Raw genomic sequence first — 23,950 nt, 5'->3', positions numbered from 1 at the left:
CACCGGCCCGATGACGTCGTAGGCTTCGGCCGTGCTCACGACCCGCCACGGTGTCCGTCCGCTCGGGCCGGCCGACCTCGACGCGTTCCTGGCGCTGGCGCGCAGGAACCCGGTCGTGAACGCGTTCGTCGACTACCGCGCCACGACCACGAACCTCGAGCCGCGCTGGCTGGGCGGGGAGATGTGGGGTCGCTTCGACGACGGCGAGCTCGCCGCCGCCTGCCACGTGGGCGCCAACCTGGTCCCGGTGGAGGCGACGCCCGACGACGCCGCCGCGTTCGCCGAGCGGGCGCTGACCCGCAGCCGGACGGTCTCGACCATCGTCGGGCCGCAGGCGGCGGTCCGGGAGTTCTGGAACGGCGTCGCCCCCGGGTGGGGCCGCCCCCGCGAGACCCGCTGGGAGCAGCCGCACCTGGAGATCACCGGGGCCCCGCTGGTCGAGCCCGACCCGCGGGTGCGGCGTACCGTCCGGGCCGACCTGGACGAGCTCTACCCGGCCTGCGTCGCGATGTACACCGAGGAGGTCGGGATCTCGCCGGAGCAGGGCGGGGGAGCCGAGCTGTACCGGGCCCGGGTCATCCAGCTGGTCAACCGGGGCTGGTCCTTCGCCCGCTTCGACCAGGGCCGGCTGGTGTTCAAGGCCGAGGTCGCCTGCGCGACGCCGTACGCCGCCCAGGTCCAGGGCGTCTTCGTCCCCCGGGACCGGCGCGGCGAGGGGATCGCCACCGCGGGGATGGCCGCCGTCGTCGACCTGGTCCGGCATGAGATCGCGTCGACGGTCTCGCTCTACGTCAACGAGTGGAACACCCCCGCGCGGGCGGCCTACGAGCGGGTCGGCTTCCGCGAGACCGCGCGGTTCGCGACCGTGATGTTCTGACGGAGGCGACCTGCTTCGGCGTGCGGTCCCCGGTGGTCGTCGTGGAGGGCAGCCACGGGAGGGCGTGGCGGGCGGTCGCCGCCCGCTGCCCGGGTGACGGGCCACCGCCTGCGTCGGATCGCACCGGGTGGCTCGAACCGCGGTGGCTGGGATCAACCTGGTTCATCCCAGACACCGCACTTCCCCGCCCGCGCCCGGTCAGCCCCGCAGTTCATGCCTCCCGGACGCGATAACCCGGGCGAAGCCTGCCGTGCCGAACAAGTAGCCTGCTCCCCATGATCTCACCCCACGAAGCCGCTCGCTGCGCTCGCGCCTCCGCGGGGGCCCCGAGATGATCATGCGGATGTCGAGCCTGTTCGTGCGGACCCTGCGAGAGGACCCCGCGGACGCCGAGGTGCCGTCGCACCGGCTGCTCGTCCGCGCCGGCTACATCCGGCGCGCCGCGCCCGGCATCTACACCTGGCTGCCGCTGGGCCTGAAGGTGCTGCGCCGGGTCGAGGACATCATCCGCGAGGAGATGAACGCGATCGGCGCCCAGGAGATGCTGTTCCCCGCGCTGCTGCCCCGCGAGCCCTACGAGGCCACCAACCGGTGGACGGAGTACGGCGACGGCATCTTCCGGCTCCAGGACCGCAAGGGTGCCGACTACCTCCTCGGCCCCACCCACGAGGAGATGTTCACGCTCGTCGTGAAGGACCTCTACTCCTCCTACAAGGACCTGCCGCTCTCGATCTACCAGATCCAGACCAAGTACCGCGACGAGGCGCGACCCCGCGCCGGGCTGCTGCGCGGGCGCGAGTTCGTGATGAAGGACTCCTACTCGTTCGACGTCGACGACGCCGGCCTCGAGGCGAGCTACCAGAGGCACCGCGACGCCTACGTGCGGATCTTCGACCGCCTCGGGTTCGAGTACGTCATCGTCGAGGCGATGTCCGGCGCGATGGGCGGCTCGAAGTCCGAGGAGTTCCTCGCGAAGGCCAGCGTCGGCGAGGACACCTACGTCCGCTGCACGCTGTGCGACTACGCCGCGAACGTCGAGGCCGTGCACTCGCCGCCGGTCCCGCCCGTGCCGTACGACGACGCGCCCGCCGCCCACGCCGAGCAGACCCCCGACACGCCCACGATCGAGACGCTCGTGGACCACCTCAACGAGCGGTTCCCCCGCGAGGACCGCCCCTGGGCGGCGTCGGACACCCTGAAGAACGTGGTGTTCTCGGTGCGCTACCCCGACGGGGCCACCGAGGCACTGGCCGTCGGCCTGCCCGGGGATCGCGAGGTCGACGCCAAGCGGCTCGAGGCCCACCTGGGCGAGGGCGTCGTCTTCGAGCCGTTCGGCGAGGAGGACTTCAAGGCGCGGCCCGCGCTGGCCAAGGGCTACATCGGTCCCGGGGCGCTCGGTGAGAAGAAGGCCGCCGGCGTCCGCTACCTCCTCGACCCGCGGGTCGTCGAGGGCACCCGTTGGGTGACCGGAGCCGACGTGACCGGCAGCCACGTCATCGACCTCGTGGCCGGCCGCGACTTCTCCGGCGACGGCCTCATCGAGGTGGCCGAGGTCCGCGACGGCGACCCCTGCCCCCGCGGCGACGGCGGCACCCTCGAGACCGCCCGCGGCATCGAGATGGGCCACATCTTCCAGCTCGGCCGCAAGTACGCCGAGGCCCTCGACCTCAAGGTCCTCGACGAGCAGGGCAAGCTGGTCACGGTCACCATGGGCTCCTACGGCGTCGGCCCCTCGCGTGCGGTGGCCGCCATCGCCGAGGGCACCCACGACGAGCTGGGCCTGTGCTGGCCGCGCGAGGTCGCGCCCGCCGACGTCCACATCGTCGCGACCGGCAAGGACGAGCACATCTTCGCCGCGGCCGAGCGGATCGCGCACGAGCTCGACCAGCAGGGCGTCGAGGTGCTCTACGACGACCGTCCCAAGGTCAGCCCCGGTGTGAAGTTCAAGGACGCGGAGCTGATCGGCGTCCCGACGATCGTCGTGGTCGGCAAGGGCCTCGCCGAGGGCACGATCGAGGTCAAGGACCGCCGTACCGGCGAGCGGCACCAGGTGCCGGCCGACCACCTCGTCGACCGGGTGACCGGCATCGTCCGGGCATGAGTGCGGGCCGGGCGCTCGACGCGGTCGTCTTCGACTGGGGCGGGACCCTGACCCGCTGGCACGACGTCGACTTCCACGCGGAGTCGCTGGCGCTCGCCCAGGCCGTCGTCGACGTGGACCACGACGTCAGCGTGTCCCAGGCCCGCCTGCACGAGGCGAACCAGGCGATCTGGGGCCGCTCGCGGGACCGCCAGGAGAGCGCGACCGTCGCGGACCTGTTCGCCGAGGCGGGCCTGGGTCATGACCCCGAGCTGCTCACGGCCTACTACGAGTTCTGGGAGCCGCACACGCTCACCGACCCCGAGGCCGGGCCGCTCTTCGAGCGCCTGCACGGGCTCGGCCTCAAGGTGGGCGTGCTCTCGAACACGATCTGGCCCAGCGCCTGGCACGACGGCTTCTTCCGGCGCGACGGCGTCGACCACCTGCTCGACGGCGCGGTCTACACCAGCGAGATCCCGTGGACCAAGCCCTCCCCGCACGCGTTCCGCTCGGCCATGGCCGCGGTCGGCGCGGACGACCCGGCCCGCTGCGTGTACGTCGGCGATCGGCTCTTCGACGACGTCTGGGGCGCCCAGAGCGCCGGCATGCGGGCCATCCACATCCCGCTCAGCACCATCCCCGAGGACCAGCTCGGGCACAGCGAGGGGCGTCCGGACGCCGTCGCGCACCGGTTGGCCGAGGTCGGGGACCTCGTCGAGGGGTGGCTCTGACCTGCGGTTCTGCAGGTTTGTGCAATGCGAAAACGTGAGGTTGGGGTCGTATCGCGCTCCGGGCGGCCATGTTGCATGCTTTTGCAAGAGCGGTCCTCCCGCCAGTCCCCCCACATCCCGGCGGGATCCGCTCAACGGCCAATGTCCAGGCCTCAGCGGTCCGCGTACTCGTCTCTTCCGGGGAATATCTCGGGAGTTCCCCGGAAGACGAGTTCGCGGACCGCTGTCTTGTCTCGACTCAGTTGCGGGCGGCGGTCCGGTGGGGCTTGCGGAGATCGTTGCAGTCGCGGCCCAGGACCTCGGTGCCGCACAGCTTGAGGGTCACCGCGACCTCGGCCTGGTAGTCGTGGCCGCCCGACTCGTACTCGACGCTCACGTGGTGGACCGTGGCGCCGGTGGTCCCGGCCGTGGCGGTGAGCAGGAGCTCCAGAACCTGCTCACCAGGAGCGCCCCCGTCGTAGTCGTCGCAGCTCGGTGGTGTCACGGTGGCGCCCTCGGCGTCCGTGATGGCGCCGATCAGACGCTTTTGATGCGGGTCGGCCGGCCCACCGCCCCAGGGAGGCGTCCCGTACCAGCCGAGGATCGGTTCAGAAATCACTCTGCCCTTGCGATGGTGGACGTCGAAGGAACGCGTGAACGCATCGAGCGACTCCAGGCCCGACGCCCGCACCGGTGAGACTCCTGTGATCGTGACCTCCGGACCGCAGAGCAGGAAGCCTCCCGCCGTGGCCGACCAGTGCTCGGTCGACCGCCATGTGGAGAACGTCAGCCCCGTGTTCCCGGCGTTGATGGTCAGCGGCCCGGACGCGGCGTCGTGACTCCGTCCGTGTGACCACCAGAGAGTGAGGCTCAGGGCCAGCGCGAGCATGGCGCCGACGATGGTCTGAGCCACTCCCGACCGGGTGCGGAGGATCGACGGCATCAGTACTTCTCCTGGACCTTTCCTGCCTGCCCAGGGGTGTCGTTGTTGCCGCAGCGATGGTCCCCAGGCACGGGGTGACTGCTGAGGTGAACGAGGATGGCTCTTCGCATGGCTGACCCTGAGGGTGAGGTGAGATTCCGGGCACCCAACGAGCAGGAGGCGGCCGGGTCATCGGACCGCTGCTGAGCCTTCGTAGAATCTCCGCGCTGAGCGTGCCGCGCGCGGCGGTGGGCTAGTCCACCGCCGACCCGGTGGCTACCGCGATCCGGGTAGCGCCTCGGGATCCCCGCCGAAGGCGAGCTCGCGCACCGCGCTCTCGGTCAGCGCCCCGATCGCGCTGCGCCGCTGATCGGCCACGGTGTTCTGCACCAGGTACGCGTACGTCGTCGCACATGCGCGCTCCACGCCCAGGGCCGCCCGGGTCACCTGCGGGGGTGTGTCCAGGCGAGGCAGCCGGTACGCCGGCTCCGCGGCCACCGGCTCGGCCCCGAGGTCGACGACGTCCGCGGTGAGCCGGTCGCGCCGGGCCCGGTGCGCGGCGTACGCCGCCGCCACCGCGGCGAACAGCTCCGGGGTCGCCGACTGCGACGTCCGTCCGCCCAGGGCGCCGTACAGGTAGACCGCCGCGTGCTCGGCCGCGAGCGCGGCCTGCAGGGCCTCGAGCTCAGCCATGCGCGCTCGCCAACCGCTGGGCCACGGCAGCACTCATCGAGGCCAGCAACCCGGCCAGGGCGCCGCTCGCTGCGGCGACCGCGGCCTCGACCAGGTGGGCCTGCAGCCGGCGCTCGCGCCCCCGGACGGCGGCAGCGTCGACCCGCCGTCGCGGGCCTGGCACCGGCGGGGTGCCGTCGAGGGCCTCGATGTGGGCGCGGTGCAGGGCGACCAGGTCGACCGCCCCCGCGGCCGAGGCGAGCCGCAGCGCCTGGTCCAGCTCCTCGAGCACGCCGTCGACGAGGACCACGTCCGGGTCGGGCTCGGGCGTCGAGGTGGGCGCGGCGTCGCCGGGGCTGCGGGAGCCGTCGTCGCAGCCCGCGACGGCGACCAGGCCGGCGGCCACGCCGGCGGGCAGGGCGAGCGTCGTGCGGCGGGCTAGACGAGGACCGGCGGGCACGGCGACGACCCTACCGCGGCCGGCCAGCCGCTATCGTTGACGATCAACAACAGCACAAGGAGGTCGCCCACTCGTGAGCAGTGCCAACCAGGACGCCACCCGGGACCAGATCGAGGCCGAGCTCGACGACCCCCTGCGTGCCCTGGGCCTCGACATCGAGGCCGTCGAGATCACCCCGGCCGGCAAGCGGCGGATCCTGCGCGTCGCCGTCGACAAGGACGGCGGGGTCACGCTGGACGAGGTCGCTGAGGCGACCCGTGAGGTCAACCGCGTGCTCGACGGCTCCGAGGTGATGGGCGAGCAGCCGTACACCCTCGAGGTCACCTCGCGTGGCGTCGATCGCCCGCTGACCCTGCCCCGGCACTGGCGCCGCAACGCGGCGCGGCTGGTGAAGGTCGCCCTCGCCGACGGCAGGACGGTGACCGGGCGGGTGCTCGAGAGCGACGAGGAGCGGGCCACGCTGGACGTCGGCGGTGCCCGGCAGCAGATCGCCTACACCGAGGTGAGGAAGGCGTTGGTGCAGGTCGAGTTCAACCGACCCAAGGACGCCGCGGACGACCGCGGGGATGACGAGGCGGGGGAGGCCTGATGGACATCGACATGAGCATCCTGCGCATGCTCGAGCGGGAGAAGGAGATCTCGTTCGACGTGCTCGTGGAGGCGATCGAGCAGGCCCTGCTCACCGCGTACCACAAGTCGCCCGGCGCCCGGGAGCACGCCAAAGTGGTCCTCGACCGCAAGAGCGGGCACGTGACGGTGCTCGCCTCGGAGGTCGACGAGGAGGGCAACCCCGTCGGCGAGTACGACGACACCCCGGCCGGGTTCGGCCGGATCGCGGCCACGACCGCGAAGCAGATCATGCTGCAGCGGCTGCGCGACGCCGAGGACGACGTCCGGTTCGGTGAGTTCTCCGGCAAGGAGGGCGACATCATCTCGGGGATCATCCAGCAGGGTCGCAACCCCGACGACGTGATGGTCGACCTCGGCAAGCTCGAGGCGCTGCTGCCGGTCGGCGAGCGGGTGCCGGGGGAGCGCTACGACCACGGCACCCGGATCAAGTGCCTGGTGGTGTCGGTCCGCAAGGGCATGCGCGGACCGCAGATCACGCTGTCGCGCTCGCACCCGAACCTGGTCAAGAAGCTGTTCGCGCTCGAGGTGCCCGAGATCGCCGACGGCACCGTCGAGATCGCCGCGATCGCCCGCGAGGCCGGGCACCGCACCAAGCTCGCGGTCCGCTCGACGGTCTCCGGCGTGAACGCCAAGGGCGCCTGCATCGGCCCGATGGGCTCGCGGGTGCGCGCCGTGATGGCCGAGCTGCACGGCGAGAAGATCGACCTCGTCGACTGGTCCGAGGACCCCGCCGAGATGGTCGCGCACGCGCTCTCGCCCGCGCGGGTCAACTCGGTCGAGATCGTCGACGCCGCCACGAAGTCGGCACGCGTCGTGGTGCCGGACTTCCAGCTCTCCCTCGCCATCGGCAAGGAGGGCCAGAACGCCCGCCTCGCGGCTCGGCTGACCGGCTGGCGCATCGACATCAGGAGCGACGAGGCGACCGACGACGAGACGGGCGACGAGACGGGCGACGAGACGGGCGAGGGCGCCTGAGGACGAGCGGCTGCCGGCACCCGCGCCTCCCGGTTCGAGTTAGGTGGCCCGATCGCGGTAGGGTTGTCGCCAGTGGTGCGTGAACACATCCCTTCTGCATGCCCCGAACCCTCCGGCCTCCCAGGCCCGGTCCGGACGTGCATCGGGTGCCGGAAGCGGACCGCGAAGAACGAGTTGGTACGCGTGATCGTCGGCTCGGATGCGTACGGCCACCCGGCCGTCGTACCTGATCCGGCAGCCACCGCACCCGGGCGGGGAGCGCACCTGCACCCCACCCCCGAGTGCTACGACCTCGCGGTGCGCCGGAAGGCGTTCGGCCGGGCCCTCCGGGTCACGACCGGGCTCTCCAGCGCACCGGTGGGGGACTACCTCGGCTCGCCACACAGCACGGCACCACACCCCTGATCGACCGACAGAGACTGGAGCAGCAGCTCATGAGCACTCGATGAGTACTTCGCGATGAGTTTGCACAACCACTAACGGTCGCAGAGCACCCCCAGCATCGAACTGGACCCGGGTCTTGCGGCCAGAAGGAGAAGCGTGGCTAAGACCCGAGTTTCAGAGCTCGCAAAGAAGTACGGCATCCCCAGCAAGGAAGCACTGGAGAAGCTTGGCGCGATCGGCGAGTTCGCCAAGACCGCCTCCTCGAGCATCGAGCTGCCTGCCGTCAAGAAGTTCGAGGACGCCTACGGCGCCGAGCTCACCGCCAAGATGAAGCCGACGGAGGAGAAGGCGGACAAGCCTGCCGCGCCGGCCAAGAAGGCCGCGCCCGCGCCCGCCGCCGAGGCACCCGCTGCCGAGGCCCCCGCCGCCGAGGCCCCCGCCGCCGCCACAGCCGAGGCGCCCGCCGCCCCCGCCGCCCCCGCCGAGGAGGCTCCGGCCACCGCGAAGAGGGCGGCCCCCAAGCCCGGCCCGAAGGCGGCCCCGAAGGCCGACGAGCCCGAGCCGCCGGCGCCCGAGGCTCCGGCCGCCGAGGCGCCCGCCGCAGCTGCGCCCAAGGCACCGACCCCCGCGCCGCGGCCGGTCGGCCGTCCCGGAACGCCGCGTCCGGGCAACAACCCGTTCGCGTCCAGCCAGGGCATGGGCCGCCGGCCCGCCCCCGGCGCCCCGGGAGCCCCCGGTGCCGGTGCCGGTGCCGGTGCCGGTGACAACCGTCCCCCCCGCCCGCCGGCCGCCCGCGAAGGCGGCGCCCCCGGTCGCCCGGGCATGCCGCGTCCCAACCCGGCGATGATGCCGAAGTCCCCGTCCGCGTTCGGCGCGGGCGCCGGTGGCCGAGGTCCGGGTCGTCCCGGCGCTCCCGGCCGCGGCGGTGCCCCGGCTCGCGGCGGCGCTCCGGGTCGCGGCGGCGTCGGCACCGGTGCCCCCGGCCGCCCTGGTGGCGGCGGGTTCGGCCCGAGCGGCGGTGGCCGTCCTGGTGGCGGCCGTCCCGGCCAGCGTGGCCAGACGCAGGGTGCGTTCGGTCGCCCCGGCGGCCCGTCGCGTCGTGGCCGCAAGTCCAAGCGGGCGCGTCGCCAGGAGTTCGAGGCCATGGAGGCCCCGACGATCGGTGGCATCCGCGTCCGCAAGGGCAACGGCGAGACCGTCCGGCTGCCGCGTGGCGCCTCCCTGACCGACTTCGCCGAGCGGATCAACGTCGATGCGGCGCAGCTCGTGCAGATGCTGTTCAGCCTCGGAGAGATGGTCACGGCCACCGAGTCCGTCAACGACGCGACCCTCGAGCTGCTGGGCGAGGAGCTCAACTACGTGGTCGAGGTCGTGTCCCCCGAGGACGAGGACCGTGAGCTGCTGGAGTCCTTCGACCTCGAGTTCGCCGACGACGAGGAGGACGAGCAGCACTTCGAGGCCCGTCCGCCGGTCGTGACCGTGATGGGTCACGTCGACCACGGCAAGACCAAGCTCCTCGACGCCCTGCGGCACGCGAACGTCGCCTCGGGCGAGGCCGGTGGCATCACCCAGCACATCGGTGCCTACCAGGTGGGCACCGACGTCGACGGCGACGAGCGCCGGATCACGTTCATCGACACCCCGGGTCACGAGGCGTTCACCGCCATGCGTGCCCGCGGCTCGCAGTCCTCGGACATCGCGATCCTCGTGGTCGCGGCGGACGACGGCGTGATGCCGCAGACCGTCGAGGCGCTCAACCACGCCAAGGCGGCCGGTGTCCCGATCGTGGTCGCGGTCAACAAGATCGACAAGCCGGAGGCCGACCCGACCAAGGTCCGCGGCCAGCTCACCGAGTACGGCCTGGTGCCCGAGGAGTACGGCGGCGACACGATGTTCGTCGACGTGTCGGCCAAGTCCGAGCTCAACCTCGACAAGCTGCTCGAGGCCGTCGTACTGACCGCCGACGCGTCGCTCGACCTGCGCGCCAACCCGAACCGGGACGCGCAGGGCCTGGTCATCGAGGCGCACCTGGACCGCGGTCGCGGCCCGGTGGCCACGATCCTGGTCCAGCGCGGCACGCTCCACGTCGGCGACTCGATCGTCGCCGGACCGGCGCACGGCCGCGTCCGCGCGATGCTCGACGAGTACGGCAACGAGCTGGCCGAGGCCACCCCGTCACGTCCGGCGATGGTGCTGGGTCTCTCCGCCGTCCCCGGCGCCGGGCAGAACTTCATCGTGGTCGAGGACGATCGGATGGCCCGTCAGATCGCGGAGAAGCGCGAGGCCCGCGAGCGGGCGGCCATGCAGGCCAAGCGCCGGGTGCGCCGTACCCTCGAGGACTTCATGGCCTCCATGGAGAAGGGCGAGAGCCAGGAGCTCAACCTCATCCTCAAGGGCGACGTGTCCGGCTCGGTCGAGGCGCTCGAGGACGCGCTGGCCAAGATCGACGTCGGCGACGAGGTCAGCCTGCGGGTCATCGACCGCGGTGTCGGTGCGATCACCGAGACCAACGTGGACCTGGCCGCCGCCTCCGACGCGATCATCATCGGCTTCAACGTCCGCCCACAGGGCAAGGCGACGGAGCTGGCCGACCGCGAGGGCGTGGAGATCCGCTACTACACGGTGATCTACCAGGCGATCGAGGAGATCGAGGCCGCCCTCAAGGGCATGCTCAAGCCGGAGTTCGAGGAGTCGACCCTCGGCCAGGCGGAGATCCGCGCGATCTTCCGCTCGTCCAAGGTCGGCAACATCGCGGGCTGCATGGTCACCAGCGGGGTCATCCGACGCAACGCCAAGGTGCGGGTCATCCGCGACGGCGCCGTCGTGGCCGACAACCTCGACCTGGCGTCGCTCAAGCGCGAGAAGGACGACGCGTCCGAGGTCCGCGAGGGCTTCGAGTGTGGTCTGGTGCTGCGCAACTTCCAGGACATCAAGGAAGGCGACGTCGTCGAGGCGTTCGAGATGCGGGAGATCCCCCGCAGCTGAGCACTGCCGAGTCGGCGCGACTTGCCGTCAGCCATGACGGCAAGTTGCGCCGACTCGGACCGTTCTGGCGGGCAAGTCGCGCCGACTCGGCGTTTGAGAGGGTAGGAACATGAGCAACCCACGCATCCGCAAGATCGCCGACCGGATCCAGGTGATCGTCGCGGAGATGCTGGAACGGCGCGTCAAGGACCCGCGACTCGGGTTCGTGACCGTGACCGACGTCCGGGTCACCGGGGACTCGCAGCAGGCGACCATCTTCTACACGGTCCTGGACGCGACCGGCGACGACGAGGCGGCGCTGGCGGCCACGGCGGCGGCGCTCGAGTCGGCCAAGGGTCTGCTCCGCTCGGAGGTCGCCAAGCAGCTCGGGATGCGGCACGCGCCCTCGCTGACGTTCGTGGCCGACGCGCTCCCCGAGAGCGCGCGGCACCTCGACGAGGTGCTGGCCCGGGCCCGCGCCCTGGACGAGGCCGTGGCCGCTCAGCGCGGCACGGCGTACGCCGGCGGCGAGGACCCGTACAAGAAGCCCCGCGACGCCGAGTCCGAGGAGTCCACCGGCCCCGACGAGCCCGACGAGGACGACGAGGGCGAGTGACGCCGGACGCTGGCCTGGTCGTCGTCGACAAGCCCGGCGGCCTGACCTCCCACGACGTCGTCTCGCGGGTGCGGCGCCTGGCGGGCACCCGCAAGGTCGGGCACGCGGGCACCCTCGACCCGATGGCCACCGGCGTCCTGGTGCTCGGGATCAACCGGGCCACCCGGCTGCTCGGCCACCTGATGCTGACCGAGAAGTCGTACGACGCCACCATCCGGCTCGGCGTCGCCACGAGCACCGACGACGCCGAGGGCGAGGTGACCGCGACGCTGCCGGCCACTGGGCTTGATGAGGCGACCGTCCGGGCGGCGGCCGCCGAGCAGGTCGGCGACCTGCTCCAGGTGCCGACCGCGGTGTCGGCGATCAAGGTCGACGGCAAGCGCGCCTACCAGCGGGTCCGCGAGGGCGAGGAGGTCACGCTGGCGGCCCGGCCGGTCACGGTGCACGAGCTGGTCGTCCACGACATCCGGCCGGCCGGCGACCCCCGCGCTCCCGACGCGGTCGACCTCGACGTCTCGGTGCGCTGCTCGAGCGGCACCTACGTCCGGGCGATCGCGCGCGACCTCGGGGCCCGGCTGGAAGTGGGCGGGCACCTGACGGCGCTGCGGCGCACCGCCGTCGGCCCGTACGGGCTGGACGTCGCCCACACCCTCGAGCAGCTCGGCGAGGACTTCGTCGTCCTGCCGGTCGCGGCGGCCGCGCGGGCCGCGTTCGCGAGCCGGGACCTCGACGGGGCCCAGGCCGCCGACGTCCGGTTCGGGCGGCCGCTGGACCTGGACCTCGCGGGGCTGACCGCGGTGTTCGCCCCGGACGGGGAGTTCCTCGCGCTCTACGAGCCGCGCGGCACCGTGGCGAAGGCTGTCGCGGTGTTCGTGTGAGTGCTCGATACGCTTCCCCGGTGCAGATCTGGCGCTCCCTGGAGGAGGTTCCCTCCGGCCTCGGACCGACCGTGGTGGTCATCGGCAACTTCGACGGCGTCCACCTGGGGCACCGGCACGTCGTCAACCGGGCGCGCGAGACCGCGGCGGACCGGTCGTTGACCGTGGTTGCGGTCACCTTCGAGCCGCACCCGATGGCGGTGCTGCGACCCGAGCACGCGCCCACGACGCTGACCTCACTGGCGGTGCGCGCCGAGCTGCTGGCCGACGCCGGAGCCGAGGCGGTGCTGGCCCTGCCGTTCGACCGCGACGTCGCCTCCTGGACTCCCGAGGAGTTCGTCCAGCGGGTGCTGGTCGACGGGCTGCACGCGGTGGCGGTCGTGGTCGGGGCGAACTTCCGGTTCGGGCACCGCGCCGCCGGTGACGTCGCCACGCTGCGGGAGACCGGCCAGCGGTACGGCTTCACCGCCGAGGGCATCCCCCTGGACGGCGGACCGCAGGTGTGGTCCTCGACGTACGTCCGGATGAGCCTGGCCGCCGGCGACGTCGCGGGCGCGGCCGAGGCGCTCGGCCGGCCGTACGCCGTGCGCGGGGTGGTCGTCCGCGGCGACCAGCGCGGCCGCGACCTCGGCTTCCCGACCGCCAACGTGCCGGCCGACCCGCTCACGGCGGTGCCGCCCGACGGCATCTACGCCGGCCGGCTGCGCCGGCTCGACACCGGCGAGACCTACCCGGCCGCGATCAGCGTCGGCACCAACCCGACCTTCGACGGCGTCCGGGACCGGCGCGTGGAGGCGTACGCCCTCGACCGCACCGACCTGGACCTGTACGGCGTCGAGGTCGAGGTCAGCTTCGTCGACCGGCTGCGCGGCATGGTCGCCTTCGAGTCGGTCGAGAAGCTGGTGGCCCAGATGACCGACGACGTCGACCGCGCCCGAGAGCTGCTGGCGTGACCGCCCCCGCGCCCACGGAGCCGATCGCGGCCGCGGACGCGTGGTTCCTCCAGCACGGGCTGTCGTACTTCGTGCCGGAGCGCCGGGCGGACGTGCGCCGCGCGCTGCGGCTGCGCCGCACCGTGCCGCTGCTGCTGCTCGTCGCGCTCCTCGCCGCAGCCGCCGGGGCCGCCCTCGCGTGGGTCTCCGGGCAGTTCAGCGCGGCCCCGGCGACGCTGGCGTCGCTGGGTCTGGCCGCGGCGGTCTGGTACGCCCTGACCGCGCTGCACGCGCGGCAGATCGTCGCCTGGGGCCTCAAGCGCACGTTCGGGGGGCTGCGCCGGCTGCTGCCGATGACGACCCGGGCGCTGCCGCTGCTGCTGCTCGCGATCACGTTCCTGTTCATCAACACCGAGATGTGGCAGGTCGGCGGCAACCTCAGCGTCGGCTCGCTGTGGCTGGTGGTCCTGCTCTTCGCGCTGCTCGCGGTCGCGTTCCTGCTGGTGCGCCTTCCCGAGGAGGTCGACCGGGCCGACGACGCCGTCGACGACGCGCTGCTCCTGCGGGCCTGCGCCGGTACGCCGCTCGAGCAGCCGTGCCGCGAGCTGGTCGAGGACCCGGACGCCGACCCCGCGGCCCACGCCGAGGTCACCGGCTTCGAGCGCTGGAACCTGATCCTGGTGCTGATGGTCGTCCAGGTGGTGCAGGTGCTGCTGCTCTCGCTGGCCGTCTTCGCGTTCCTCATGGTCTTCGGCAGCCTGATCATGACCGGTCCGGTCATCGACGCCTGGCGAGCCGGGGAGGACTTCAACGAGTCCCGCGCCCTGGTCCAGGTCTCGGTCTTCCTGTCGGCGTTCTCCGGGCTCTACCTGACCGTGTCCACGGTGACCGACGAGACCTATCGCGCCCAGTTCTTCTCCGGGGTCACCCGCGAGCTGGAGCGGGCGGTCGGGATGCGCGCGGTGTACCTGACGCTGCGCGAGCGCCCGCAGCCCGGGCCCGTCTAGGACGCGTCGAGGTCCTTCTCGACCAGCGCGGCGATGGTGTCGAGGGCGAGCTGGTCGTCGCTGGACACCTCGACCTGGTCACCGGGCCCGGCGCCGAGCGTCATGATCATCAGCGAGGAGCTCGCGTCGACGGGATCGCCGCCGGGGACGCCGATCAGCACCTCGCTGTCGAGCTCCTCGGCAGCCTGGGCGATGAGCTGGGCGGGGCGGGCGTGCAGGCCGACGGAGGAGCCGACGACGACGGTCTTGCTGGGCATAGATGGTTCTCCTTGACTGGAGGGGGAGGGCGGATCGGTACGGCGGTGCGCGCGGGTCAGCCGATGGCCAGGTCGGGGTCGGGCTTGCCGAGGGACTTCAGGCCGATGACCGCCGCGGCGCCGACGAGGGTGCCGGCGACGAGCGCGATCAGGTAGCCCAGGATGTTGCTGACGGCGAACAGCACGAAGATCCCGCCGTGCGGCGCGCGCACCCCGACGTCGAGGGCCATCGACACGGCGCCGGTGACGGCACTGCCGCACATGATGGCCGGGATGACGCGGAGCGGATCCGCGGCGGCGAACGGGATCGCGCCCTCGGTGATGAAGCTCGCGCCGAGGGCCCAGGCCGCCTTGCCGTTCTCGCGCTCGGCCTTGTTGAACAGCCCCGGGCGGACGACGGTCGCGAGCGCCAACGCCAACGGCGGGACCATCCCGGCGAGCATCACGGCCGCCATGATCTTCAGCTGCGGGGCGCCGCTCGCGAGCGCCGCGCCGCCGACCCCGGTGGCCGCGAAGGTGTAGGCCACCTTGTTGAGCGGGCCGCCCATGTCGAAGGCCATCATCAGGCCGAGGATGGCGCCGAGCACCATCGCGCTGCTGCCGCTCAGCGAGCTCAGGCCGTCGTTGAGCTGGTCCATCAGCCAGCCGATCGGCTTGCCGAACACGACGATCATCAGCAGGCCGGCGATGATCGACGTGACCAACGGGATGATCAGCACCGGCATCAGGCCGCGCATCCAGGCCGGCACCCGCCGGCCGCCGACCCAGTGCGCGATCAGGCCGGCCAGCACGCCGCCGATGATCGCACCCAGGAACCCGGTCGCGGGGATCGAGACGGGGCTGTCTCCCGAGGTCTGCACGCCGAAGATGTTCGCCGCCAGGCCGCCCATCACGAAGCCGGGCGCGATGCCCGGCCGGTCGGCGATCGCGTACGCGATGTAGCCGGCCAGGGCCGGGAGGAAGAGCATGAAGGCGGTCTTGCCGATGATGAAGAACAGCGCGCCGACGTAGGCCGCGAGCCCGGAGCCGAGGAGCGCGTGCTCGAGCCCGAGGGCGTCGGGGTCCGGCAGGTCGAAGAGCGTGTTGCTCACGGCGATGTCGCCGTAGGGACCGACGATCTCGTAGCCGCCGAGCAGGAACGACAGGGCGATCAGCAGGCCGCCGGCCGCGACGAACGGGATCATGTACGACACGCCGGTCATCAGCACCCGGCGGGTCCGACCGCCCCAGCTCTCGCCGGCGGTCGAGCGCGACGTCGGCGCGACGTCGCCCGCGCTGCCCTCGACCCGCGGGGCGTCCGGGTCCTCGGCGTACCGGAGGGCCTCGGCGATCATCGCGTCGGCCTGGTCGAAGGGGCGCTTGACCCCCGAGGACACCAGCGGCTTGCCGGCGAACCGGTATCGGTCGCGCACGCCGACGTCGACGGCGAAGATGACGGCGTCGGCCGCGGCGATCGTCGCGGGGTCCAGCGGGGCAGCACCGGCCGAGCCCTGGGTCTCGACCTGCAGGTCCACACCGGCCCGGGCCGCGGCGGCCTCGAGTGCCTCGGCGGCCATGTAGGTGTGGGCGATCCCGGTCGGGCACGCGGTGACCGCGACCAGCCGCCGCGGCGCGGCCGAGGTCTGCGCCACCGGGGCCGGGGGAGCGGCCGGGGTCGCCGCAGCCGTCGGCTGCGGGGCGGCGCCGACCACGTCGGCGACCAGCTCGGCCACCTCTGCCGGAGTCTCGGCCGCGCGCAGCGAGTCGGTGAAGGCGGGCTTCACCAGGGCGCGGGCGAGCTGGGTGAGCAGCTGGAGGTGGGTCTGGTCGCCGCCGGCGGGCGCGGCGATCAGGAACACCAGGTCGGCCGGGCCGTCCTTGGCGCCGAAGTCCGTGGCCGGCTGGAGCCGCGCGAAGGCCAGCACGGGCTCCGCGACCCCGGCGGTGCGGCAGTGCGGGATCGCGATCCCGCCCGGGAGTCCGGTGGCGGACGTCGCCTCACGGGCGAAGGCGTCCTCCACGAGCTGGTCGACGTCGCTGGCGCGGCCGGCGGCACCGACGATCCGGGCCAGTGCCCGGATCACGGTGTGCTTGTCGGCGCCGAGGTCGGCATCGAGACGGACGAGGTCGGCGCTGATGAGGTGGGACATGGGTCACCCTTCGCTGAGGTCCAGGTCGCGCACCGAGACGAGATCGGGGCGGACCTGCTGGGGATGGGGCATGGTCGTGCCGGGAAGTCCTGCGGCGGCGCTGCCGTAGGCCACGGCGAGCGCGAGCCGATCCTCCGGGCCGTGGCCCCGGAGGTCGCCGAGCAGGTAGCCGAAGAGGCTCGAGTCACCTGCCCCCACCGTGCTGACGACGGGGGTGGGGGGAGGGGCGGCGTGCCAGGCCCCGTCGGTGGTGACGAGTACGGCGCCGTTGGCGCCGAGCGTGGCCAGCACGCTCTCGACCCCGGACTCGACGAGGGCGCGCGCCGCCTTCGCCGCGGCGTACGGGTCGGCCTCCAGGAGCTCGGGGTCGTCGCCGGTGAACGACGCGAGCTCCTCGCCGTTGGGCTTCATCAGGTGCGGGGCCGCCGCAGGCAGCCCGTCGACCAGGGCACGCAGCGGCGCGTCGCTCGTGTCGACGGCCACCCGGGCCCCGCACCCGCGGAGCAGGACCACGAGCTCGGCGTACCACTCGGGCGGGGTGCCGGGCGGGAGCGAGCCGGCCAGCACCACCCAGTCGGCCGAGGCGGCGCGGTGGCGCAGCCCGTCCGCGAGGGCGCCGCGGACGGCGGCGGTGAGCTCGGGCCCGGGGCTGTTGAGCTTGGTGGTGGTGCCGTCGGGCTCGGTGATCGTGATGTTGACCCGCAGCGACCCGTCGTGGGGGACCGGGCGGCAGTCGATGCCGGCGGCCAGCAACTCCAGGACGAACGGGTCGTCCTTGGCGGCCGGGAGCACGGCGATCGCGGGCACCCCGGCGGCGATGCAGGCGCGGGCGATGTTGACGCCCTTGCCGCCGGCCTGGGAGATCATGGAGTCGGCGCGGATCACCGTGCCGCGCTCGAGCCGCCCGGCCAGCACGACGGTGCGGTCCAGGCTCGGGTTGGCGGTCAGGGTGAGGATCACGCGGTCACGACCTCGACCCCGGTGACCTCGAAGGCCGCGCGGTCGCCGACCGGCAGCCCGTCGTCGGTCACGAGCACGTCGACCTCCTCGAGGGCGGCGAACCGGATCGCGGCATCGGTCCCGCCCTTGCTGGAGTCGGTCAGGCACACCACCCGGCGGGCCGCGGCCACCATCGCGCGCTTGACCGCGGCCTCGTCGTGGTCGGGCGTGGAGAGCCCGTGCTCGACGGAGATGCCGTTGGTGCCCAGGAAGGCCACGTCGACCTTGAGCCTGCCCACCGCGGTGACCGTGTCCGCGCCCACCGCCGCCTGGGTGGTGGACCGGACCCGGCCCGGCAGCAGGTAGAGGTCGATCTGCGGCAGTCCGGCCAGGCGGGCCGCCACCGGGACGGCGTGGGTGATCACCGTGAGCCGGTGGTCGCGCGGCAGCATGATCGCGAACCGGCTGGTCGTCGAGCCGGCGTCGAGCAGCACCGTGCCGCCCGCGGGAGGCAGCTGGTCCAGGGCCGCCTTCGCGATCGCCTCCTTCTGGGAGGTGTTGGCCTGGTCGCGCTCGCCGAGGCCGGACTCGATGACGGCCAGCGAGCTCGCCGGCACGGCGCCGCCGTGGACGCGGCGGACCAGGCCGATCCGCTCGAGGGTCGAGAGGTCGCGGCGGACGGTCTCGGTGGTCACGTCGAACTGCTCCGCGATGACCGCGACCGACAGGCGGCCGTGCTCGGCCACGAGCTGGGCCATGGCCTGCTGCCGCTCTTCCGCGTACATCTCCGGTGACGCTCCTCTCGATCTTTGTATCTGTGGTTTTACGCCCGAATGTGTTGACTGTCAAGGCCGGCGGTCGTTTACTGGTGATCATGGTCACCAGTCCCGACGTCCGTTCCACGCTGCGCGGCACGCCGGTCGTGCCCGCCCTCGCCTACGGACCCGCCGTGCTCGTCCGCTCCGAGGTCGCACCGGACGCGATCGCCCGGTTCGCCGCCTCCGGGCTCGAGCCCGAGGCCGCCCTGGAGACCTACGAGCTCGCCGCCCAGGCGGTCTCCGACGGCTTCGCGCGCAAGGCCGAGAAGGCCTCGGGCGCGGCGGCCGAGGTGCTCACCGCGAGCGCGGGCCTGGCCCGCGACAAGGGGCTGCGCGGCGCCGTGCGCAAGCACCTGTCCGCCGGTGAGGACCTGCTCACGGCCGTCCACTCCGGCGTCGAGCAGTTCGTCACCGTGTTCACCGGCATGGGCGGGCTGATGGCCGAGCGGGTCACCGACCTGCACGACATCGAGCGCCGGATCGTGGCCCGCCTGGTCGGGGAGCCCGAGCCCGGCGTGGCCGCACCCGAGACCCCCGCGGTGCTGGTCGCCGAAGACCTCGCCCCCTCCGACACGGCGGGGCTCGACCCCGCGGTCGTGCTCGGCCTGGTCACCGAGCGCGGCGGGCCGACCAGCCACACCGCGATCATCGCCCGCCAGCTCGGCATCCCCTGCGTGGTCGGCGTCCACGGCGCGATGGCCGTCCCGGCCGGCACCCCGCTGCTCGTCGACGGGATCACCGGCACCGTGGAGCTGCGCCCCGACCCGGCCGGGGCGCAGGAGCGGGTCGCCGCCGACGCCGCCCAGCGGTCCGCTCTCGCCTCCTGGTCCGGGCCGGGCGCGACCGCCGACGGCGTACCGGTGAAGATCCTCGCGAACGTCGCCGACGGCGAGTCCGCCCGGGCCGCGAGCACCGCACCGGTCCAGGGCGTCGGACTGTTCCGCACCGAGCTGTGCTTCCTGAACCGCCAGGACGAGCCGTCGGTCGAGGAGCAGGCGAGCATCTACGGCGAGGTGCTCGGCGCCTTCGGCGACGAGCGGTACGTCGTGGTCCGCACGCTGGACGCCGGGTCGGACAAGCCGGTCGCGTTCGCCACCCACGTCGGTGAGGAGAACCCGGCGCTGGGCGTGCGCGGGCTGCGGCTGTCCTTCGGCAACCCCGGCCTGCTGGACCGGCAGCTCGAGGCGGTCGCGAAGGCGGCGGCCGCCACGGGCGCCGAGACCTGGGTGATGGCGCCGATGGTGGCGACCGTCGCCGAGGCCGCCGAGTTCTCGGCCAAGGTGCGCACGCTCGGACTCAAGGCCGGCGTGATGATCGAGGTGCCGAGCGCCGCCCTGCTGGCGCACCGGGTCCTCGAGGTCGTCGACTTCCTCTCGATCGGCACCAACGACCTGACCCAGTACACGATGGCCGCGGACCGGATGGCCACCGACCTGGCGCACCTCACCGACCCCTGGCAGCCGGCGGTGCTCCAGCTGATCGCGATCACCGCCGAGGCCGGCTTCCACGCCGGCAAGCCGGTCGGCGTCTGCGGCGAGGCCGCCGCGGACCCGCTGCTGGCCTGCGTCCTGGTCGGGATGGGCGTCACGTCGCTGTCGATGGCCGCGGCCGCCGTCCGCCCGGTCGGTGCGCGGCTCGCGAGCGTCCCCATGGACCTGTGCGAGGACGCCGCCGAGGTCGCGCTCTCCGCGACCGACCCCGCCGCCGCGCGGGACGCGGTGCGGCGGCTGCTCCTCGGTTGACCCCGTCCTCGTCGAGACACCTGAACTGGCTGGATCCACGGCCGGGAGGCAGCCACTTCGGGTGTCTCGACGGGAGACCGACGCGCGGCGGGCCGCCCGGAGGTTTCCGGCCGGCTCCGGGTGGACACCGTCCCAGGGATGGCCCATCCGGGGCCGAGGCGAAAGGAACGAGATCATGGGTTACGGATTGGGCATCTTCCTGCTGGCCCTGGGCCTGATCCTGGCGCTGGCAGTGACCGACAACATCGCGAACGTGGACCTGACGACGGTCGGCTGGATCCTCGCCGCCGCCGGGGCACTGGTCCTCGTTCTCACAGCCGCCACGATGGCGCGGGCTCGGCGCTCGACCGCCGTCACCACCCACGCGGACGGCACCCGGACGGTCAGCGAGCGCCGCGACGACGTACCGCCTGCCGTCTGACCGGCCGTCTGACCGGCCCGCTCACCGGTCCTGGACGATCCGCGGGTGTGCCGCGGAGCGCAGCCAGGTGAGCAGCCGGCGCATCTGGCGGGGGCTCACCTGCGTGCACCCGGCCGTCGGCGCCCACCGGTGGCCGGGACTGGACGTGTGGTAGAAGATTCCGCTGCCCCTGCCCGGCACCGGGCGGGGCCCGGCCCCGGGGCGCAACCGGACCCGGTTGTAGTCGACGACCCAGCCCGACCGCATCGACGGCCGGTCGCCGCTGGTCACGCCGCGCACCTCGAGCCAGGTGTTGTAGTTGGGCCCCGCCGCGGCCGAGACCACCGAGGTCGGCCGGCGGCGCCGCCACGGCAGGTCGCCGGGGTTCTCCGAACCGGTCGTGAAGGTCACCTTGATCCGGTAGACGCCGACGGGGGAGCGGTAGTCGCCCTCCCGCTGCTTGCCCCAGCCGCGGCGTGGGCGACCGCGGTCGCCGCCGCTGCGAGGATGCTCCGAGGGCCCCGAGTGACCGCACGATGATCGCATGGACGATCGCACGCTCGATTGGGTCCGTGGAGCGGTGCCGCGCTAGGATTCCCCGGTTGCCTGCCAGCAGGCGACATGCCGTCCAACGGCCGCGGAACCAGAGTGCCCGGGTGAACAGGCCCCGGCGCGCCGCGCAGCGAGAGAGCCCGAGAGGGCCGGAAGGAGCCCGCATGTCGATCGGTACCGACGCGGAGACCAAGAAGAAGATCATCGCCGAGTACGCCACGACCGAGGGTGACACCGGCTCGCCCGAGGTGCAGATCGCGCTGCTCAGCCACCGCATCAGTCACCTGACCGAGCACCTCAAGCAGCACAAGCACGACCACCACAGCCGTCGTGGCCTGCTTCTGCTGGTCGGTCAGCGCCGCCGCCTGCTCAACTACCTCCAGAAGACCGAGATCGAGCGCTACCGCGCTATCGTCGAGCGCCTCGGCCTTCGCCGCTGACCTCGATGTTCCTGCGGAGCGTCCGCGGCGTCCGCGGCGTTGTCGGCGCTCGACGGCCGCTCCGCTCCAAGGCCGAGACACGCGCTGGACGTCGTCACCAGGTGGCGGCGCCCGGCGCGTTTCCTCTTCTCGGAGGAACTTGGCTAGATTCACCGTTGAACAACATCTGAAAACAACCAGGAGCGACCCGCCCCGTTCTGGCTCTCGGTCCTCGGTAGTGGCTCTCAGGATCCCGGCCGGCTCAGCCGCCGCAGATCTGCGGGCCTCGATCGAAGACCGGCTCGCACCATCGGGACGCCGCGGATCGCTCCGCGACAGAAGAGGGACACACCCTTGACCGACCCCGAGATCTCTGCCGTCGAGACCGTTCTGGACAACGGCAAGTTCGGCACCCGCACCGTCAAGTTCGAGACCGGGCTCCTGGCCCGGCAGGCCGCCGGCTCGGTGACCGCCTACCTCGACGAGGACACCATGCTGCTGTCGGCCACCACGGCCGGCAAGCACCCGAAGGACCACTTCGACTTCTTCCCGCTCACCATCGACGTCGAGGAGCGGATGTACGCCGCGGGCAAGATCCCCGGCTCGTTCTTCCGCAGCGAGGGCCGGCCGGGCGAGGACGCGATCCTCACCTGCCGCCTCATCGACCGGCCGCTGCGCCCGACCTTCAAGAAGGGCCTGCGCAACGAGGTCCAGGTCGTCATCACCGTGATGGCGCTCAACCCGGACGCGCCGTACGACGTGCTCGCGATCAACGCCGCCTCGCTCTCCACCCAGCTCTCGGGCCTGCCGTTCTCCGGCCCCGTCGGCGGCGTCCGCGTGGCGCTGATCGAGGGCCAGTGGGTCGCGTTCCCGACGCACAGCCAGCTCGAGCACGCCGTGTTCGACATGGTGGTCGCCGGGCGCGTCACCGAGACCGGTGACGTCGCGATCATGATGGTCGAGGCCGAGGCGACCGAGCAGACCTGGGACCTGGTCCGCACCGGCACCCAGGCGCCGACCGAGGAGATCGTGGCCGGCGGCCTCGACGCCGCCAAGCCGTTCATCAAGCAGCTGTGCGAGGCGCAGGCCGAGCTGGCGAACGTCGCGGCGAAGCCGGTCCAGGACTTCCCGGTCTTCCTCGACTACGAGGACGACGTGTACGACGCCGTCGAGGCGGCCGTGAAGGCCGACCTCGCTGCGGCGATGAAGATCGCCGACAAGCAGGAGCGCACCGATCGCACCGACGAGCTCAAGGACGAGGTGCTGGCCAGGTTCGGCGAGCAGTTCGAGGGCCGCGAGAAGGAGATCGGCGCAGCGTTCCGCTCGGTGAACAAGCAGGTCGTGCGCGAGAGCATCCTGCGCGACAAGGTCCGCATCGACGGCCGCGGCCTGGCCGACATCCGGCCGCTGCACGCCGAGGTCGGCGTGGTCCCGCGGGTGCACGGATCGGCGCTGTTCGAGCGCGGCGAGACCCAGATCCTGGGCGTCACCACGCTGGACATGCTCAAGATGGAGCAGCAGCTCGACACGCTCTCGCCCGAGAAGCACCGCCGCTACATGCACAAGTACGTCTTCCCGCCGTTCTCCACCGGTGAGACCGGCCGGGTCGGCTCGCCGAAGCGGCGCGAGGTCGGCCACGGCGCCCTGGCGCGCCGGGCGCTGCTGCCGGTGCTGCCCTCGCGTGAGGAGTTCCCCTACGCGATCCGCCAGCTCTCCGAGGCGATGGGCTCCAACGGCTCCACCTCGATGGGCTCGGTCTGCGCGTCGACCCTCGCGCTGCTCCAGGCCGGTGTGCCGCTGAAGGCCCCGGTCGCCGGCATCGCGATGGGCCTGGTCTCCGGCGAGATCGACGGCCAGCTCCAGTACGTCGCCCTCACCGACATCCTGGGCGCGGAGGACGCGTTCGGCGACATGGACTTCAAGGTCGCCGGCACCCGCGAGTTCGTGACCGCGCTGCAGCTCGACACCAAGCTGGACGGCATCCCCGCGGAGGTCCTCGCCTCGGCGCTGACCCAGGCCCGGGACGCGCGCCACGCGATCCTCGACGTGATGGCCGAGGCCATCGACGCCCCGGAGGAGATGTCGGTCTACGCCCCGCGGATCATCACGATCACGATCCCGGTCGACAAGATCGGCGAGGTGATCGGTCCCAAGGGCAAGATCATCAACCAGATCCAGGACGACACCGGCGCGTCCATCTCGATCGAGGACGACGGCACGATCTACATCGGTGCCACCAACGGTGAGGCCGCGGAGGCCGCCAAGAACGCCGTCAACGCGATCGCCAACCCGACCATGCCCGAGATCGGCGAGCGCTACCTCGGCACGGTCGTCAAGACGACCAACTTCGGCGCGTTCGTCTCGCTGATGCCCGGCAAGGACGGCCTGCTGCACATCAGCAAGCTGCGCTCGCTCGCCGGCGGCAAGCGCGTCGACGCGGTCGAGGACGTCGTCTCGGTCGGTCAGAAGATCCAGGTGCAGATCGCCGAGATCGACGACCGCGGCAAGCTGTCGCTGGTCCCGGTCGTCGAGGGCGACGAGCCGGCGGGTGACGCCGAAGGGGCGGACGACTCCGAGTGATCGATGC

23 protein-coding genes are annotated in these 23,950 nt (G+C 72.5%); 15 read left to right on the top strand and 8 right to left on the bottom strand.

What is annotated here, in order from left to right:
- The first annotated feature begins 31 nt into the window (after positions 1–31).
- The 3 genes from QMC84_RS04255 (at position 32) to QMC84_RS04245 (ending at position 3,688) form a co-directional block, all read left to right on the top strand.
- A complete protein-coding gene (locus tag QMC84_RS04255; protein ID WP_300372111.1) occupies positions 32–877 on the top strand; it encodes a GNAT family N-acetyltransferase in 846 nt (281 codons plus the stop codon).
- 331 nt (positions 878–1,208) lie between these two features.
- On the top strand, positions 1,209–2,978 hold the full coding sequence (locus QMC84_RS04250; RefSeq protein ID WP_300372109.1) for a proline--tRNA ligase: 1,770 nt from the start codon (positions 1,209–1,211) through the stop codon (positions 2,976–2,978).
- The gene (locus tag QMC84_RS04245; RefSeq protein ID WP_300372107.1) at positions 2,975–3,688 is read left to right on the top strand and encodes an HAD family hydrolase; all 714 of its coding nucleotides are present in this window, start codon (positions 2,975–2,977) and stop codon (positions 3,686–3,688) included. Before QMC84_RS04250 ends, QMC84_RS04245 begins: the two co-directional genes overlap by 4 nt.
- A gap of 238 nt (positions 3,689–3,926) precedes the next feature.
- Here the strand turns inward: QMC84_RS04245 and QMC84_RS04240 are convergent, their stop codons facing one another.
- The 3 genes from QMC84_RS04240 to QMC84_RS04230 all read right to left on the bottom strand — a co-directional run bounded on the left by QMC84_RS04240 (position 3,927) and on the right by QMC84_RS04230 (position 5,721).
- A complete protein-coding gene (locus QMC84_RS04240; RefSeq protein ID WP_300372105.1) occupies positions 3,927–4,610 on the bottom strand; it encodes a hypothetical protein in 684 nt (227 codons plus the stop codon).
- Between the two features lie 255 nt (positions 4,611–4,865).
- A complete protein-coding gene (locus QMC84_RS04235) occupies positions 4,866–5,282 on the bottom strand; it encodes a DUF4439 domain-containing protein (protein WP_300372103.1) in 417 nt (138 codons plus the stop codon).
- Entirely contained in the window at positions 5,275–5,721 is a 447-nt protein-coding gene (locus tag QMC84_RS04230; RefSeq protein WP_300372101.1) for a hypothetical protein, read from the bottom strand. Before QMC84_RS04230 ends, QMC84_RS04235 begins: the two co-directional genes overlap by 8 nt.
- Positions 5,722–5,794: 73 nt before the next feature.
- Here QMC84_RS04230 and rimP point away from each other — a divergent pair, with 73 nt between their 5' ends.
- From rimP to QMC84_RS04190, 8 genes are all read left to right on the top strand, one after another.
- Entirely contained in the window at positions 5,795–6,310 is a 516-nt protein-coding gene (rimP, locus tag QMC84_RS04225) for a ribosome maturation factor RimP (RefSeq protein WP_300372099.1), read from the top strand.
- On the top strand, positions 6,310–7,326 hold the full coding sequence (nusA, locus tag QMC84_RS04220) for a transcription termination factor NusA (RefSeq protein WP_300372097.1): 1,017 nt from the start codon (positions 6,310–6,312) through the stop codon (positions 7,324–7,326). Before rimP ends, nusA begins: the two co-directional genes overlap by 1 nt.
- A 72-nt stretch (positions 7,327–7,398) precedes the next feature.
- On the top strand, positions 7,399–7,731 hold the full coding sequence (locus QMC84_RS04215; RefSeq protein ID WP_366145731.1) for a YlxR family protein: 333 nt from the start codon (positions 7,399–7,401) through the stop codon (positions 7,729–7,731).
- Between the two features lie 135 nt (positions 7,732–7,866).
- Positions 7,867–10,695, top strand: a complete 2,829-nt coding sequence (infB, locus tag QMC84_RS04210; RefSeq protein ID WP_300372092.1) for a translation initiation factor IF-2 — start codon at positions 7,867–7,869, stop codon at positions 10,693–10,695.
- Positions 10,696–10,804: 109 nt separating this feature from the next.
- Positions 10,805–11,290: a 30S ribosome-binding factor RbfA gene (gene rbfA / locus QMC84_RS04205; protein ID WP_300372090.1), complete on the top strand. Its 486-nt coding sequence runs from the start codon at positions 10,805–10,807 to the stop codon at positions 11,288–11,290.
- Positions 11,287–12,168 (top strand): tRNA pseudouridine(55) synthase TruB, encoded by an 882-nt coding sequence (gene truB, locus QMC84_RS04200; protein WP_300372088.1) that lies wholly within the window; start codon positions 11,287–11,289, stop codon positions 12,166–12,168. The genes rbfA and truB overlap by 4 nt, the downstream gene beginning before the upstream one ends.
- Before the next feature lie 20 nt (positions 12,169–12,188).
- A complete protein-coding gene (locus tag QMC84_RS04195; RefSeq protein ID WP_300372086.1) occupies positions 12,189–13,121 on the top strand; it encodes a bifunctional riboflavin kinase/FAD synthetase in 933 nt (310 codons plus the stop codon).
- Positions 13,118–14,107 (top strand): hypothetical protein, encoded by a 990-nt coding sequence (locus tag QMC84_RS04190; RefSeq protein WP_300372084.1) that lies wholly within the window; start codon positions 13,118–13,120, stop codon positions 14,105–14,107. The genes QMC84_RS04195 and QMC84_RS04190 overlap by 4 nt, the downstream gene beginning before the upstream one ends.
- On the opposite strand, the gene QMC84_RS04185 is transcribed toward QMC84_RS04190, so the two are convergent.
- The 4 genes from QMC84_RS04185 to QMC84_RS04170 are packed head-to-tail and all read right to left on the bottom strand — an operon-like array spanning position 14,104 to position 18,217.
- On the bottom strand, positions 14,104–14,364 hold the full coding sequence (locus QMC84_RS04185; RefSeq protein ID WP_300372082.1) for an HPr family phosphocarrier protein: 261 nt from the start codon (positions 14,362–14,364) through the stop codon (positions 14,104–14,106). The genes QMC84_RS04190 and QMC84_RS04185 overlap by 4 nt on opposite strands.
- A gap of 56 nt (positions 14,365–14,420) precedes the next feature.
- Complete coding sequence (locus QMC84_RS04180; RefSeq protein WP_300372080.1) at positions 14,421–16,493, bottom strand: fructose-specific PTS transporter subunit EIIC; 2,073 nt, start codon at positions 16,491–16,493, stop codon at positions 14,421–14,423.
- A 3-nt stretch (positions 16,494–16,496) separates the two neighbouring features.
- On the bottom strand, positions 16,497–17,453 hold the full coding sequence (locus QMC84_RS04175) for a 1-phosphofructokinase family hexose kinase (protein WP_300372078.1): 957 nt from the start codon (positions 17,451–17,453) through the stop codon (positions 16,497–16,499).
- Entirely contained in the window at positions 17,450–18,217 is a 768-nt protein-coding gene (locus tag QMC84_RS04170) for a DeoR/GlpR family DNA-binding transcription regulator (RefSeq protein ID WP_300372076.1), read from the bottom strand. Before QMC84_RS04170 ends, QMC84_RS04175 begins: the two co-directional genes overlap by 4 nt.
- Before the next feature lie 89 nt (positions 18,218–18,306).
- On the opposite strand from QMC84_RS04170, the gene ptsP reads away from it, so the two are divergent.
- Together ptsP and QMC84_RS04160 are read left to right on the top strand one after the other, a co-directional pair.
- Entirely contained in the window at positions 18,307–19,992 is a 1,686-nt protein-coding gene (gene ptsP, locus QMC84_RS04165) for a phosphoenolpyruvate--protein phosphotransferase (RefSeq protein ID WP_300372074.1), read from the top strand.
- Between the two features lie 175 nt (positions 19,993–20,167).
- On the top strand, positions 20,168–20,413 hold the full coding sequence (locus QMC84_RS04160) for a DUF6458 family protein (protein ID WP_300372072.1): 246 nt from the start codon (positions 20,168–20,170) through the stop codon (positions 20,411–20,413).
- Between the two features lie 21 nt (positions 20,414–20,434).
- On the opposite strand, the gene QMC84_RS04155 is transcribed toward QMC84_RS04160, so the two are convergent.
- A complete protein-coding gene (locus tag QMC84_RS04155) occupies positions 20,435–20,938 on the bottom strand; it encodes a L,D-transpeptidase family protein (protein ID WP_300372070.1) in 504 nt (167 codons plus the stop codon).
- A gap of 170 nt (positions 20,939–21,108) precedes the next feature.
- Here QMC84_RS04155 and rpsO point away from each other — a divergent pair, with 170 nt between their 5' ends.
- Complete coding sequence (gene rpsO / locus QMC84_RS04150) at positions 21,109–21,384, top strand: 30S ribosomal protein S15 (protein WP_300372067.1); 276 nt, start codon at positions 21,109–21,111, stop codon at positions 21,382–21,384.
- A gap of 333 nt (positions 21,385–21,717) precedes the next feature.
- Complete coding sequence (locus tag QMC84_RS04145; RefSeq protein WP_300372065.1) at positions 21,718–23,943, top strand: polyribonucleotide nucleotidyltransferase; 2,226 nt, start codon at positions 21,718–21,720, stop codon at positions 23,941–23,943.
- Positions 23,944–23,950 lie beyond the last annotated feature (7 nt).

The organism is Nocardioides sp. (assembly GCF_030019515.1).
In the GTDB taxonomy this organism is placed as follows: Bacteria; Actinomycetota; Actinomycetes; order Propionibacteriales; family Nocardioidaceae; genus Nocardioides.
The sequence above is the reverse complement of the archived record's forward strand: the minus strand, read 5'-3'. Positions and strand labels throughout refer to the sequence as shown.

Excerpts from the sequence above, each read along its gene's own strand:
- QMC84_RS04185 (WP_300372082.1), bottom strand. The coding sequence starts at position 14,364 with ATGCCCAGCAAGACCGTCGTCGTCGGCTCCTCCGTCGGCCTGCACGCC.
- QMC84_RS04235 (WP_300372103.1), bottom strand. The coding sequence starts at position 5,282 with ATGGCTGAGCTCGAGGCCCTGCAGGCCGCGCTCGCGGCCGAGCACGCG.
- ptsP (WP_300372074.1), top strand. The coding sequence starts at position 18,307 with ATGGTCACCAGTCCCGACGTCCGTTCCACGCTGCGCGGCACGCCGGTC.
- QMC84_RS04250 (WP_300372109.1), top strand. The coding sequence starts at position 1,209 with ATGATCATGCGGATGTCGAGCCTGTTCGTGCGGACCCTGCGAGAGGAC.
- QMC84_RS04245 (WP_300372107.1), top strand. The coding sequence starts at position 2,975 with ATGAGTGCGGGCCGGGCGCTCGACGCGGTCGTCTTCGACTGGGGCGGG.
- rpsO (WP_300372067.1), top strand. The coding sequence starts at position 21,109 with ATGTCGATCGGTACCGACGCGGAGACCAAGAAGAAGATCATCGCCGAG.
- rbfA (WP_300372090.1), top strand. The coding sequence starts at position 10,805 with ATGAGCAACCCACGCATCCGCAAGATCGCCGACCGGATCCAGGTGATC.
- QMC84_RS04170 (WP_300372076.1), bottom strand. The coding sequence starts at position 18,217 with ATGTACGCGGAAGAGCGGCAGCAGGCCATGGCCCAGCTCGTGGCCGAG.
- QMC84_RS04160 (WP_300372072.1), top strand. The coding sequence starts at position 20,168 with ATGGGTTACGGATTGGGCATCTTCCTGCTGGCCCTGGGCCTGATCCTG.
- QMC84_RS04240 (WP_300372105.1), bottom strand. The coding sequence starts at position 4,610 with ATGCCGTCGATCCTCCGCACCCGGTCGGGAGTGGCTCAGACCATCGTC.
- QMC84_RS04180 (WP_300372080.1), bottom strand. The coding sequence starts at position 16,493 with ATGTCCCACCTCATCAGCGCCGACCTCGTCCGTCTCGATGCCGACCTC.
- nusA (WP_300372097.1), top strand. The coding sequence starts at position 6,310 with ATGGACATCGACATGAGCATCCTGCGCATGCTCGAGCGGGAGAAGGAG.
- QMC84_RS04155 (WP_300372070.1), bottom strand. The coding sequence starts at position 20,938 with ATGCGATCATCGTGCGGTCACTCGGGGCCCTCGGAGCATCCTCGCAGC.